We start from the raw sequence: 13,285 nt of genomic DNA on the forward strand, positions 1-13,285 counted from the left end.
TGATATCATAGACTTAAATAGGATGTATACCATCCTATTTTGCATTTAGAATAATAATAATTTTATATCCAGCAATTTATGTCATTAACTTTTACTTATAATAGATATTTTGGGTATCTCCAATATAGAAACGAAGGTTATTTATGAGGAAAAATTTAGTCATTTCATTAACAGCTTTGCTTTTAATGACGTTTATAACATCTTATTTAAATATGGCTGTAGTAGATGTGGTGTCACTTCTGTTTTTATCAGTAGTCGTTTATACAGTTCATTATAATACAAAAGAGATTAAAGTATTAAAAGGCAACTGGCAACTTCTAATTGGGGCAGCGTTTATTTGGCTTGTCGCAGACGGGGCTTGGCTAGTCTATGAAAGTTTAGGCTTTTTCATGTCTGAAGATAACTTGTATTTGAGTTTGCTTTATGCCATTCCAAATGTCCTGCTTCTTATCTCAAGTCTATGGTATTTTTATTTTTCAAAAGACAAGTGGTCTAAGAGACAATTGACCATAGAATTTACAGCCGTCACACTGATCATTGGTATCATCGTTTATGCACTCTTTTTAGTTGAGTTTGATATTCGTTATATGTCTCTAAATACCTTGGTCAATATGTTCTACTTGATAACAGATGTGGTTATTCTAGTACTTGTGATGACCATGATAATATCATCAAGATACATTAAGGTAAAGCTTGCCATCCGCCATTTATACTATGCTTTTATAGTCTATGTAATTGCAGATTTTATATACCTCTGGCAACGTATTAATGACGCTTTCACAAGTAATGCATTGTCAGATGCTTTGTTTTTGTTTGCCTTTTTTACGATTGCAATCGCGTCACACCATGCTAGCAAAGAACCGAATGAATATTTTGATTATAAAGACAAATTGCCACTTAATTATGGGCGTTCTAAAATACTGTGGCTTGCATTGGTTGCACCAATAATTTTACTGGTGACAGGCTCAATTGAAATCATTCATTTTTCAATGATACTTTTGGTCTTGGTTATTTATCAGGTAACCAGTCACTATGTTCAGCTCTTGATGATGACGGAAGTCATGTATGATAAAGAACATGAGATGACACTTAAATTAGAAGAAGAGATCAAAGAGAGAACAAGAGAGCTTTTAATTTCCAAAGAAGCTTTGGAAAAACGTGCCATTACAGATTCTCTAACAGGTCTTTTTAACAGGGATTATTTCAATCAGGAGCTTTTAGACCGCATTGAAAGGCAAGACGTCTTTACAGTAGCCTATTTAGACTTAGATAAATTTAAGATCATCAATGATTTACATGGCCATCATATGGGAGACAGGGTACTCATTCATATTGCCAAGTTATTTGGCAATCATCTGTCTATTGATTATGAGATTTGTAGAATCGGTGGTGATGAGTTTGCTCTTATTATTCCTGGAGATTCAGCCAAAGTAATGACGGGTGTAAGTCAGCTTATTAAGGAACTTTTAGATAAGACCATAGTTATTGGAAAGTATTCCTTCCAAGTAGAAGCGAGTCTGGGTTTTGCCAGATATCCTAAAGATGCAGGTACGGCGTCTGATTTGGTTAAGAGTGCAGACATAGCCATGTATCATGCCAAGAATGAAGCTTCTGATGTTAACCATGTTTTTTATACATCAAGACTTGTAGAAGGTTTGGAAAGAAGAAATCACATTGAAATGCTTCTTTCGAAAGCTGATTTTGAAAATGACTTTGAGCTCTATTATCAGCCACAGTTTGATGCTAAAAGTGAAAAGATTACAGGGATGGAGGCATTGATTCGTTGGAATCACATAGAAGAAGGCTTTATATCGCCTGGAGAGTTTATACCGATTGCAGAAGAGACCGGCTTGATTCTACAGATACACGATTTTGTCTATAAGGCAGCCATTAAACAGTTATCAAGATGGCATCAACTTTACAATGACTCATTAGTGATGTGTATCAATTTACCACCTATGATTTTAAACTCTGACCAATTTTATAATGACTTGGAAGGCTGTTTAAACTTGTATCGTATGAAGCCTGAAAGAATAGAGTTTGAAATAACTGAGCATTCTGCCATGAATACATCCATTATGATGGCAGAAACTTTTAAAAAGTTAAAGGATTTAGGTATATCGATTGCCATCGATGATTTTGGAACCGGCTATTCTTCTTTATCTTATCTAAAAAGATTTGATGTGGAAACTTTAAAAATTGCAAAGGAACTTATCTTTAATATAGAAGAAGATGAGGATGTGCGTTTAATTGTTAAAGCCATTATCATGATGGCAGATGGACTTAAGCTTTCCACCATAGCAGAAGGTGTTGAAACCAAAGAGCAACTTATTATTTTAAAATCATTGGGTTGTGATATTATTCAGGGTTACTACCTAGGTAGACCCCTTGATTCTGAGACCTTTGAAAATATGTTTTTAAAAAGCTGAAAATTTTTTCAGCTTTTTTGGAACCTTTTTTTATTTCTACCGTCAAAACTTACGAAGGACGAAATAAATGGAGGACAAAAATGAAAAAAGTTATAAGTATTTTATTAATTTTAATGATGTTAACAGGTGTATTTGCTGATACAGCTGTTCCAACCCTAATCAGTGTCAATGAACAGCCTTTTGGTTTAGAACAAGATGGTGATGAGTTTACAATTATCTTAGATGGTAACCAAACAACAGGTTTTGCATGGACGTATCATGTGAAAGATTTAAAGCATGTCAACTATATTTCAGATGAATACCTAGTAGATAGTGATTTAATGGGTGCACCAGGCAAACACAGATTTACGTTTAAAGTATTAGCTGATGGTGTATCAACAATTGATTTTGTTTACAGCAGAAGTTTTGAAGAAGGTTCTGAAGAAAAACTAGATATTCTTGTTTACAAGAATGGTGATAAAGTCTTTGTTGAAGAAAATCAAATCGTTACAATCAATGACGTGGTAGTTGAAGAAATCTCTGCTGATGAAGTTATTGATGTAGAAGTGATGCCGCAAATCGTTGATGGCAAGCATATGGTGCCTGTAGCAGAAACATTAAGAGCTCTTGGTTACACTGTAACTTGGAAACCTGAAACAAAATCTGTTGAAATCAACAAGGGTGCACAGTGGACATCGATTACAATCGGTGAAAATGCTTACTTTAAAAATAGGATGGCTGCTAGGCCTTTGTCATCAGCGCCAGTTATTGTAGAAGGAAGAACATTGGTACCAGCGGAATTCTTCTACACAATTTTAGATATTGGCGTAGAAATCGGTGATACTGGCATGACTCTTAACAATTTCCCAATGGGCACTTACCAAGGTTATGTTAAAGAGATTCAAGTAAATGATGATGTGACAAGCTACTTTGTAACATATGAGCAAGGCGGCGATATGGTAGATATCGTATTACACACCAATGAAACAACTTACTTCCAAAAGGAAGTAAAAGTAGGTGATATGATTTCTGCATTAACATCAATGGCTACGACAATGAGCTTACCACCACAAACTGCAGCGTTTATAATCTACTAAAAAAAGCCTGTCATCCTAGGATGACAGGTTATTTTAGTTTCAAGCTTATTTTAAAAATGGTGCCTTTATCAAGTTCGCTTCTTACATAAATTCTACCCTTATGGGCTTCTACAAGTTGCTTACATATGGCCAGTCCTAAACCTGTGCCTTTTCTTTTGGTTTCTCTGGCTTTATCACATTGGTAGAAGTAATCGAATATAAATGGCAGATCTTCCTTAGCAATACCGATACCATCATCTTCGACAAAAATGTTGTAGTGGTATTCATCCACAGTTGTATAGAGTTTGATATAGGTCTTTGTATACTTTTCAGCATTAGAAATCAAGTTTTCTAAAACCTGGCCAATTCTAAACTCATCCACATCTAAGTTGGCTTCATGAATGGGATCACCCACAATAAAGGATACTTTTTCATTGGATTGATATTCTCTGATTTTAGTTGTCGAGTATTCCGTCAACATGGATTTCATTGAAGTTTCTGTTACATTAACCGTAAACTTTTCAAGTTCTAACTGGGTAAATGTGAACAAGTCATCAATCAAATGATCCAGTCTTTGTGATTTATCATGAATAACATTCAAGTAGTTTTGAACGGTTTCTGGATTGGTAACCACACCATCCTGTAAACCCTCTACATAACCGATGATGCTAGTTAGTGGCGTTTTTAAATCGTGAGTAATAGAGGCAATCAACTCTTTTCTAGAGTTTTCATAAATGCTCTGCTTGCTTGAAGTCATATAAAGCTTATCCTTCATATCTTCAAACTCCCTGCAAAGCTTGCCAAATTCATTGTCTTTGTTGTAACGAATTTTAAAGTCAAATTCACCTGAACCAATACGTTCAGCAGCGTAATTCAGTTCCTTTAAAGGCAGGAGCAAAAAATCTGATAAAACTTTTGAGACTGCAACAACCATACCTACTAATGATATGAAATAGATGCATACAAGGGTAATGGTTAGGGTTGCGAGTTCTTCCGTTGATTTTCCTGGTGCCTGTAAAGTAATGCTTGAAAGATTGATATCCTGTAAGGCAGAAATCTGTATCACATTAAACTGAATCAACAAGAGGGCTAAAACTACAATAATGATGGGTACAAGTATAATAGAAGCCAAAGCTAAGATAATTTTAGATCTTAAGCCTGCTGACATTATTTATCTCCCTTAAATTTGTAACCGATACCCCAAACTGTTTCGATAAAGTTTGGTCTAGAAGGATCTTTCTCTATTTTTTCTCTGATTTTTCTGATGTGAACCGTTACAGTGTTGATATCACCATACTCGTTGTAACCCCAGATTTCATCGAAAATCTTTTCTCTAGAAAGGGCTTGGTTGGCATTGGATGCAAGATAGTGTAAAATCTCAAACTCTTTAACTGAGAATGGAATGATTTCACCATCAAGTGACACGGTGTAAGCTGTTGCATCAATTTCCAATCCGTTGAAAGAAAGCACTTCCTTTTTCTCTTGATTGGTTGATAACTCTGTGAATCTTCTAAGCTGAGATTGTACTCTAGCGATTAATTCTCTTGGGCTAAATGGTTTGGTGATGTAGTCATCCGCACCTAAGCCTAAACCAATAATTTTATCTGTATCTTCTTTTTTTGCACTCAGCATTAAGATTGGAATGTTTGACTTAGAACGAATATTTCTGCAAACTTCAAATCCATCCTTTTTCGGTAACATAATATCTAATATGGCCAATTGAGGCTTTTCAGAATTGAATAATTCTAAACCCATTTCACCATCGTTTGCAATAACGACTTTGTAATTTGATGCTGTTAAGTAGTCTCTGATCAGATCAGCAATCTCTTTTTCATCTTCAACAACTAGAATTTTTTCGTTCATATTCTTATCCTTTCGTTTCTTCTTATGTTAATGATAGTTTAAGTGATTATTCTTGACAAGAAGAAGGTGCTTAATTAATAAAACTTTAAGGTGAAAGCTAAATATTTCTAAGGTATTATGAAAGTATTACATTTTAATGCAAAGGGTGTTTGTAGGTGCCTTCTTTGTTATACTTAGTGTGATGAATCATGTTAAATTGGAGGAAGTATGTCAGTGTATCAAACTTTAACAGAAACTTTGCAAAAAATTAAGCGTTCAGAAGAACGATTGACCATGCTCATAGAGAATAAAGCATCATTAGAAGCGAAAGTTAGAGAAAAGAAAGCTGCTTTGGATAAAGAGAATTATGATGTAGAAAAATTAGAAGGTCTGTCACTTGAAGGCTTTGTCCATCTTTTAAAAGGTACCCTTATCGATAAACTTGATAAGGAAGAAAGAGAAGCCATGGTCGCTAAGAACCAGTATGAAATAGCTTGTCAGGAGTTGGATGTTTGCTTAAAGGAAATATCACTTTGTCGCGACCGTTTAAAAGAGAAATTTACAATTGAGCGTCAGTATCTTGATTTTATAGAATCAGAAGAAAAGAAAATCTTAGACATTGATTCTAATGATTCGAAACAAGTTAAAACCATTATTGATCAGGTTTACTACAACAATGAAGTGTTAAGAGAAATCAGAGAGGCCAAAGAAGCTGGTGATCAATTAAAGGAAGCCTTTAATTGTATATTAGAAAGTTTTTCGTCAGCAGACGATTTGGGTATCATTGATATTTTAGAGAATGGTCTGTTGGTTTCTGATTGTGGTCATGAATCGGTTAAGAAGACCAATGAACAATTGGTCTTGATACAACAAAATATCAGAAGGTACCACATTGAAGTGATGGACGTTTTAGGCGTTACAGATCTTCACTTAGACATCAGTAGACTGCTAGTATTTTCAGATTGTTTTTTAGTTAGGGTCATTGAGGGTGATGAACTAAGTGAAAAACTTGATGGCGCAGTCGAACTAATTAAGGAGATGATGCGTCATATAGATGAGTCACTTCTAATACTTGATCAAAAGAGAAATGAAATAAAGATAGAGATTGAAGGGCTTAAGAAAAGTAAGGTTCAGTTGGTTGAATCTTATCTCAATCAAATCGGAGGCATACATGAAAAAAGCTCTTAGTGTCCTGCTGTTATTGTTACTGATGACAGTCAGTGTATCAGCCGAAACGGACATTACCATCAGTCTAAATGAAGAGTTGATGGTTTTAGAGGAACCGGCTGTTATAGTTGAAGGTAGAACCTTAATACCTGTTAAGTTTATATTTGAACCCTTGGGTCTAGATGTTTCGTGGAATGGTGAAACGAGAACAGCTACTGGTTCTAAAGGTGACTTAAAAATAGATATGGTGATTGATAGTACAACAGCTTATGTAAACGGACAAGCCGTTGAACTGGATGTCTCTGCCACAATCATTAATGATAGAACTTATGTACCACTTAGATTTGTAGCAGAATCGACTGGTGCTGTGGTAACTTGGCATGGAGAAGAAAGACATATAACCATTGATTACTTGATGGACAAGTCTTATGAAGTACTCTTTAAAGATATTTATGCAGATGTTCATGATGAAGATGGTCCTAATATGCCAATCGTAAGAGAACAGTACCATGATATTTTAAATCAACTTATGAAGTTAAAAGACATGTACTTAGGATCTGAGGAAAGTTTAAAAACAGACTTAATAGCACTTGCTGCTTCTGGTGGTCTGACATTAGACAGTAGCTTGACCATGGATCAAATGTTTCTACAGATGCATGCTTATAAACAAGCGCAACATGACCAGTTGATTGCTGACTTAGAAAGTAAGTACAAAGTTTATGAATTTCAAAATGGCGATCAGTATTATGGTGATTTTTATTTAAATCAAATGTCTGGTCTTGGTTATTATGACTTTAAAAGTGGCGGTGCTTTACTTGGACAATTTAAAAATAACATGAGAAACGGTTATTTATCTGAAATCTATGACTCTGGTTATGACTATGCTTTCTTTGAAGATGACAAGGCATCTGGTATGAAGTTTTCATATACAGGGGTACCTGAAGGTTATATTTTAGGTACGACCTATTTTGATGAAAATGGTAGACAGGGGATCAGTCATCAGATTACCTTTGATCATAACAATGTAAAGTTGCATGATGCCTATTATTTTTATAACGACAATGAATCAAGTGAGCTAGAATACGTTATCTACAAAGAGGGGTATGAACTCTTTGATAGAGGCAATATAGAAAAAGATGTGGTTTTGAGAATTGACCCTGATGGTAAAATCAACATTGCACCAACGAATTCTGAAGGAATTTCAGACCATCTGTTTACAGGTTTTGGCTTTACTAGATTTGAAAATGGTGTTGAGTACATCGGCTATTTTGATGATTGGTCAAGACTTGGTAAAGGCATGTACTATGCCAAAGATGATACATCTGATACTGCCAGCAATTTAGTGGAATTACAGGTTGAAGATATTCTTGAAGAACTCGATTTAGAGTCGGCTAGCGATGTAGAAAAAATCAAGGCAATTCATGATTATCTAGCCACACATATTTTATACGATCCAGATCCTATAGCTGAAAATGATTACAAAGAAATCTCACATACGGCTTATGGTGCTTTAATAGATGGTGTTGCAGTTTGTGATGGCTATGCAGAAGCCTTTAAGTACCTCTTGGATAAGGTTGGTGTTGAGAACGTCTTGATATTTGGTGAAGTGGATGAAGAAGGTGATTTCACAGGTGAAGTCAACCATGCTTGGAACTTAATCAAAGTAGATGAAACATATAAACACTATGATTTAACCTGGGATGACGATGATGTCAACAATCGTGTTTTATATGAGTTTTATAATAAAAATAGCAATTTCTTCGATGATACACATCGATGGGAAGAAAATGATTATCAGGAGTATTTAAATTAATGGAACTAAGTATTGTAATACCGGTCATGAATGAAGAGGACAATGTCAGACCCTTGTATGACCGGTTAAAGGTCACTTTAAATAAAATCACACCATCTCATGAAATAATCTATGTAGATGATGGCAGTCATGATAAGACCGTTGATGAAGTCATGGCCTTAAGGGATATGGACGAGACCGTTAAGCTGGTCAGCTTTTCTAGAAACTTTGGTCATGAAATGGCCAATAGTGCAGGCTTTAGAAAAGCTTCTGGTGATGCAGTTGTCATCATAGACGGAGATCTTCAGGATCCACCAGAACTCATAGAAGATATGTATCTTAAGTACAAAGAAGGCTATGATGTGGTTTATGCCAAGAGGAAATCAAGGAAGAAGGAATCTTTTTTTAAGAAGTTCACTTCTAAGATGTTCTACAGAGTCTTAAAGTTTATGAGTGACGTTGAACTGCCCCTGGATACAGGCGACTTTAGACTCTTAAGCCGAAGGGTCATTAATGAAATCAACAAGATGGATGAACATAACCGCTTTTTTCGTGGTATCACCCATTGGGTAGGTTTCAATGTAACATGTGTCGAGTTTAACAGAGACGGTAGACATGCTGGTGAAACCAAATACAATTACTTTAAGTTGATGAGGCTTGCTATTGACGCCATCTTGTCTTTTTCAGATAAGCCACTCAAACTCTTTTCAGTATTTGGTATAGCCATGTCGGCATTCTCCTTTATTTATATGATCTATTGGATTATTTATAAGCTGGTAACCAACAATCCAATAGCTGGTTGGACATCAACAGTGACCATTATGCTTTTCTTCTTTGGTATCCTGATGTTCCAGATATCTATTCTTGGTGAATATATAGCCAGAATATATGAAGAGGTAAGAAAAAGACCTTTATACATTATCCAAAAGCAAGAAGGTATTGAAGATGAACATACGAGAGATTAGTCTGTATTCGGTCTTTGGTGGTCTGACCACCTTAATCAGTATTTTATCTTATAAGTTGTTTTTAATATTGGGCTTTCATTACTTGATTGCAACAACCCTATCAGCAGCCCTTGCAGTCATGTTTGCCTTTATGACAAACCGAATGTATGTCTTTAAATCCAGTGGCAATATAGTATCAGAAAGTATAAAATTTCTTTCGGGGCGAGTGGGCGTTTTTATTATTGAGACAATTCTTTTGATAATACTCGTCTCATGGGTGAAATTTGATGAATTTTACAGTAAAATAATAGTGACGATAATAGTCGTCCTACTGAATTACATATATAGTAAATTTTTTGTATTTACAGAAGGAGGAAGAAGTGAAGAATAGAATTTTTATATTAGCACTCGTATTATGTTTGTTAATGTCTAGTATGGTATACGCAGAAGGCGTAGATGTTAGTCAAATTACTGACTTAGAAGAAGCGGAATGGGCAGAGCCTTATATCCAAAAGGTAACAGATACAGATGTGATGCCTTTGTATTCAACAAATGAGTTTAAGCCACTTGGTCATGCCACTAAGATGGAAGTCATTAATGTTATTTACAGGATAGCGCTTTTAAAAGGTGATGTGACAACTGATTTGGCTGATGACTATGTAACAAAGCATTTACCAACAATTGAGGCTTATTTAATCCCTAATACATTAGAGCCATATGGTCCTGATAACCATAGAGCCATTGCTTATGCATTAGAGAGAAATATCTTAAAAAAATCAGAATTAAGCTTATTCTTTGTAAATGGCAAGTTTGAAGTGATCTCAAAAGTGGATGCTTCAGTCTTTATGTCAAAGGCAATGAATGTTTATCTTAAGGAAAATGTTAATAAATTCTATGAAATTCAGTATAAAGATGGTGCAGAGATTACACTTCTACAATGGCCTTGGATCAATTTATTAATTGAAAAGGAAATTGTTGTAGGTGGCACAGATAATTACTTCTATCCAAATTCTATTTTAAATAGAAGCATTCTTTCAGTTTTATCTTCTAATATCTTAAATGAGTTAGATGGTGTCACTGTTGATGCAAGCACAGATACAGAAACACCTGTTGTAACAGGTACTTTAACAAGCATGAATGGTAAAATTTCAATCATTCACTATGATTTAAACATCATTGAAGTAAGAGATGAAAACAACAAGCTTTACGTTTATGATGCTTCTAATGGTGTCTTGACTTTAAATGATGCTACAATCACTTTACAAAACCTAGAACCAGGTATGGATGTAAAAGTAACTGCAATTGGTAAAGACTTAAAGACACTGAATGTCTTAGAAGACTTAACTTCAATTGATGGTACTTTAAATGGCATTGGTTTGAAAGTAACTGTTAAGGGTGAAACATTCAGACCAATTTCTATCTCAGTTAATGGCCAGTTTAAGTATTACAAGGCTTTAAACTCAGTTGTTATTGAAAGAGACTACCAAACATCTACTTTAGATGATTTAAATGAAGGTGATGTAGTTAAGATCTCATATCAGGGAGACTACGTTAAGAAAATAGAAGCTTTATCAAACAAGGCTGTTTTAGATGGTGCTTTACAAAGATCTACAGGCTTTAACGATGGTGATGTTGTTTCTATCAAATTGTCAAACGGCAAATTGTTCGAGCAAACAATCGACGGCAATATTGGCAAGGTTAATATTACATCTGATTTAGCTAAAGGTGATATTGTAAAGATTACCTTGGAAAAAGGTAAGATTACTGCCGTTGAAGGTACTGGCTTATCAACTGAAGCAAGTGGTAGAATCACTAAAATCGTTATCTCATCTTCACCGTCAGTATCTATCATGACTAAGGCTGGTGAAACAAAGAACTTTAACATTGCATCTAATGTGGTTGTTAATAATTTAGGTTCAGATGATTCTAATGGACTTTATGCATTAAGACTTGACCAAGATGTAACTTTAGAGTTATCAGGTATGGCTGTTGATAGAATTTCAATAAACCAATCTGTTGAAAAGACACATTTCAATGCTAAGATTACTGAGATTCATAAGAACATCAACCTTCTTAAAGCAGAGGATGCAAGTGGCAAGGTTTGGATTGTATCTTTAGAAGGTTCAGATCAAAATATCAATGATTACACAGTAGATGATTCAGTTTATATCTATGGTGTAGAAGTATCAGGCGAATTATTTGAAGCTGATTTAATCATTGTCCTAGAATAATCAATAACCTCAAACTATTTTCTTAGTTTGGGGTTTTCTTATGATTGGGTTTTGTTTCAAAGCCAGTTATTAGAATAAGTTAAAAAGCAGCATGAAATCTTATTTTTCAAGCTGCTTTCTATTTAAGAGTATGTTTTGTCGTTTAATGTACAATGTTCTTGTTGAGATTGCCTATAAACCAATTTGTGACTGGTATAAGCCCTCAATAAATTGATCTGGACCAGCTTGATCTCTCATTTGTTTAGTTTGATCAGCGTCTGGACCAATTAAGTAGCGCATTGTGCCTGATTCATCAGTGATTGCTTCATAAATAAGATTTGCTGCATATTCTGGTGTGCTGCCTTGTCTATCAGCAGGATCGTCACCAAAGAAAGCTTTCTGCAAAGCTGGATTATAATCTTCAAGACCTTCTTTAGATGTGATAGTCATAGAACGTTCAAAGAAGTCAGTTAAGATTATACCTGGTTGAATTAATTTTACTTTGATACCTAATGGTCTTAGTTCGTGAGAAACTGCTTCTGTAAAACCTTCAACTGCCCATTTAGTACTGTTATATAAACTTACAAATGGGAAACCGCAGAATCCACCGATAGAAGATGTGTTAACAAATAAGCCGTCTTTATTCTCTCTAAAGTGTGGTAAGAAAGCTCTAGTAACATCTAATAAACCAAATAAGTTGGTATCAAATTGTGTTTTGATGGCTGCTTTATCTGCTGATTCAAATGAACCTGCAATCGCATAACCTGCATTGTTGAATACAACATCAACTTTACCAAAATCATTAATAATTTGATCTTTAACTTCTTCGATATTTTTTTCATCTGTTACATCTAAAGCATACAGCTTGATATTGTCTAAATCATCTAAGCCTGTAACATTTTGTGGATTTCTCATTGTTGCAGCTACGTTCCATCCTTCCTCAGCAAATTTAATAGCACTTGCTTTTCCCATACCTGAACTTGCTCCAGTAATTACAATAGTTTTTTTGTTCATTTTTGCCTCCTAGTAATGTATATATTTATCGCTTCTAATGAAGCATGGGTTAACTTATATTGATTGTGATTGATTGCTGAAAATGCGTTTGAGATTTAAGAATACATACTGATGATAACTTTATCTGCCATCTTGTCAGGAAGCTTTGCCATCATGCCACCCATTTTAGCGTCTGTACCAACCTTGTATCTTGGCTTTGGATTCTTCTTGTTTACTGAATCTACAATTGTCTTAACAACTTTAGCTGTAGAAGGTGGGTTCTTATAAGCTTTTTCCATAGAACCTAAGAATGCATCAACTGATTTCTTATAAGCTTGAGGATGATTAATTTCTCTAACTTTTTTCTCAGCGACTTCGAAGAAGCCAGTATCCATAGCACCTGGTTCAACAATAACGACATTGATWCCAAACTGCTTTACTTCTCTTCTAAGGGCATCTGAGTAAGCTTCAAGAGCAAACTTAGATGAAGAATACCATGCACACATTGGTGTAGTTAGTTTACCAGCAATAGAAGAAATATTAACAATAGTACCTGAAGATTTCTTTCTCATATGAGGTAAGACTGCCTTTGTCATTCTTGCTGTACCAAATACATTCACTTCGTATTGACGTTTAGCATCTTCAATAGAAACTGCTTCTGCCATACCATAAGCACCATAACCTGCATTGTTAACCAAAGCATCGATTTTACCATGGTTCTTTAGAACTGTTTCTACAAATGCATCAACACTTTCGTCCTCAGTGATATCAAGTTTGATTACTTTTGCACCTGCTTTTTCAATGTCTCTCATTTTCTCAACACGTCTAGCACCTGCGTAAACGATGTTACCTT

Annotated in this window: 11 protein-coding genes; 7 read left to right on the top strand and 4 right to left on the bottom strand. The window is 35.0% G+C overall.

All coding sequences use genetic code 11. From position 1 onward, the window contains the following. Window positions 1–143 precede the first annotated feature (143 nt). Entirely contained in the window at window positions 144–2,429 is a 2,286-nt protein-coding gene (locus tag EZV73_RS08365) for a bifunctional diguanylate cyclase/phosphodiesterase (RefSeq protein ID WP_240839808.1), read from the top strand. Between the two features lie 80 nt (window positions 2,430–2,509). Beyond that, window positions 2,510–3,505: a protease inhibitor I42 family protein gene (locus tag EZV73_RS08370; protein WP_240839809.1), complete on the top strand. Its 996-nt coding sequence runs from the start codon at window positions 2,510–2,512 to the stop codon at window positions 3,503–3,505. 28 nt (window positions 3,506–3,533) lie between these two features. On the opposite strand, the gene EZV73_RS08375 is transcribed toward EZV73_RS08370, so the two are convergent. Further along, complete coding sequence (locus tag EZV73_RS08375; protein WP_240839810.1) at window positions 3,534–4,652, bottom strand: cell wall metabolism sensor histidine kinase WalK; 1,119 nt, start codon at window positions 4,650–4,652, stop codon at window positions 3,534–3,536. Continuing rightward, window positions 4,652–5,347, bottom strand: coding sequence for a response regulator transcription factor (locus tag EZV73_RS08380; RefSeq protein ID WP_240839811.1), 696 nt, complete (start codon window positions 5,345–5,347; stop codon window positions 4,652–4,654). The genes EZV73_RS08375 and EZV73_RS08380 overlap by 1 nt, the downstream gene beginning before the upstream one ends. Before the next feature lie 207 nt (window positions 5,348–5,554). Between EZV73_RS08380 and EZV73_RS08385 the strand changes: the two genes are divergently transcribed. Genes EZV73_RS08385 through EZV73_RS08405 form a run of 5 tightly spaced genes read left to right on the top strand, consistent with a single transcriptional unit; the run spans window position 5,555 to window position 11,460 of the window. Next, window positions 5,555–6,514, top strand: a complete 960-nt coding sequence (locus tag EZV73_RS08385) for a hypothetical protein (RefSeq protein ID WP_240839812.1) — start codon at window positions 5,555–5,557, stop codon at window positions 6,512–6,514. Further along, window positions 6,498–8,306 carry a stalk domain-containing protein gene (locus EZV73_RS08390; RefSeq protein ID WP_240839813.1) on the top strand — a complete coding sequence of 603 codons (1,809 nt, stop codon included), beginning with the start codon at window positions 6,498–6,500 and terminating at the stop codon, window positions 8,304–8,306. The genes EZV73_RS08385 and EZV73_RS08390 overlap by 17 nt, the downstream gene beginning before the upstream one ends. Then, window positions 8,306–9,250, top strand: a complete 945-nt coding sequence (locus tag EZV73_RS08395; RefSeq protein WP_240839814.1) for a glycosyltransferase family 2 protein — start codon at window positions 8,306–8,308, stop codon at window positions 9,248–9,250. The genes EZV73_RS08390 and EZV73_RS08395 overlap by 1 nt, the downstream gene beginning before the upstream one ends. Continuing rightward, a complete protein-coding gene (locus EZV73_RS08400) occupies window positions 9,231–9,620 on the top strand; it encodes a GtrA family protein (RefSeq protein WP_240839815.1) in 390 nt (129 codons plus the stop codon). Before EZV73_RS08395 ends, EZV73_RS08400 begins: the two co-directional genes overlap by 20 nt. Continuing rightward, the gene (locus EZV73_RS08405) at window positions 9,610–11,460 is read left to right on the top strand and encodes an S-layer homology domain-containing protein (RefSeq protein WP_240839816.1); all 1,851 of its coding nucleotides are present in this window, start codon (window positions 9,610–9,612) and stop codon (window positions 11,458–11,460) included. The genes EZV73_RS08400 and EZV73_RS08405 overlap by 11 nt, the downstream gene beginning before the upstream one ends. 171 nt (window positions 11,461–11,631) lie before the next feature. Here the strand turns inward: EZV73_RS08405 and EZV73_RS08410 are convergent, their stop codons facing one another. Both EZV73_RS08410 and EZV73_RS08415 read right to left on the bottom strand, forming a co-directional pair. Beyond that, window positions 11,632–12,453, bottom strand: a complete 822-nt coding sequence (locus EZV73_RS08410) for an SDR family oxidoreductase (protein ID WP_240839817.1) — start codon at window positions 12,451–12,453, stop codon at window positions 11,632–11,634. Between the two features lie 95 nt (window positions 12,454–12,548). Further along, window positions 12,549–13,285, bottom strand: a 737-nt coding sequence (locus EZV73_RS08415) for an SDR family NAD(P)-dependent oxidoreductase (RefSeq protein ID WP_240839818.1), incomplete at its 5' end; no start/stop codon positions are given.

This window comes from Acidaminobacter sp. JC074, assembly GCF_022496765.1.
GTDB lineage: Bacteria > Bacillota > Clostridia > Peptostreptococcales > Acidaminobacteraceae > JABXKX01.

Coding starts and splice junctions, on each gene's coding strand:
- EZV73_RS08410 (WP_240839817.1), bottom strand. CDS start 12,453: ATGAACAAAAAAACTATTGTAATTACTGGAGCAAGTTCAGGTATGGGA.
- EZV73_RS08395 (WP_240839814.1), top strand. CDS start 8,306: ATGGAACTAAGTATTGTAATACCGGTCATGAATGAAGAGGACAATGTC.
- EZV73_RS08375 (WP_240839810.1), bottom strand. CDS start 4,652: ATGTCAGCAGGCTTAAGATCTAAAATTATCTTAGCTTTGGCTTCTATT.
- EZV73_RS08370 (WP_240839809.1), top strand. CDS start 2,510: ATGAAAAAAGTTATAAGTATTTTATTAATTTTAATGATGTTAACAGGT.
- EZV73_RS08365 (WP_240839808.1), top strand. CDS start 144: ATGAGGAAAAATTTAGTCATTTCATTAACAGCTTTGCTTTTAATGACG.
- EZV73_RS08390 (WP_240839813.1), top strand. CDS start 6,498: ATGAAAAAAGCTCTTAGTGTCCTGCTGTTATTGTTACTGATGACAGTC.
- EZV73_RS08385 (WP_240839812.1), top strand. CDS start 5,555: ATGTCAGTGTATCAAACTTTAACAGAAACTTTGCAAAAAATTAAGCGT.
- EZV73_RS08400 (WP_240839815.1), top strand. CDS start 9,231: ATGAACATACGAGAGATTAGTCTGTATTCGGTCTTTGGTGGTCTGACC.
- EZV73_RS08380 (WP_240839811.1), bottom strand. CDS start 5,347: ATGAACGAAAAAATTCTAGTTGTTGAAGATGAAAAAGAGATTGCTGAT.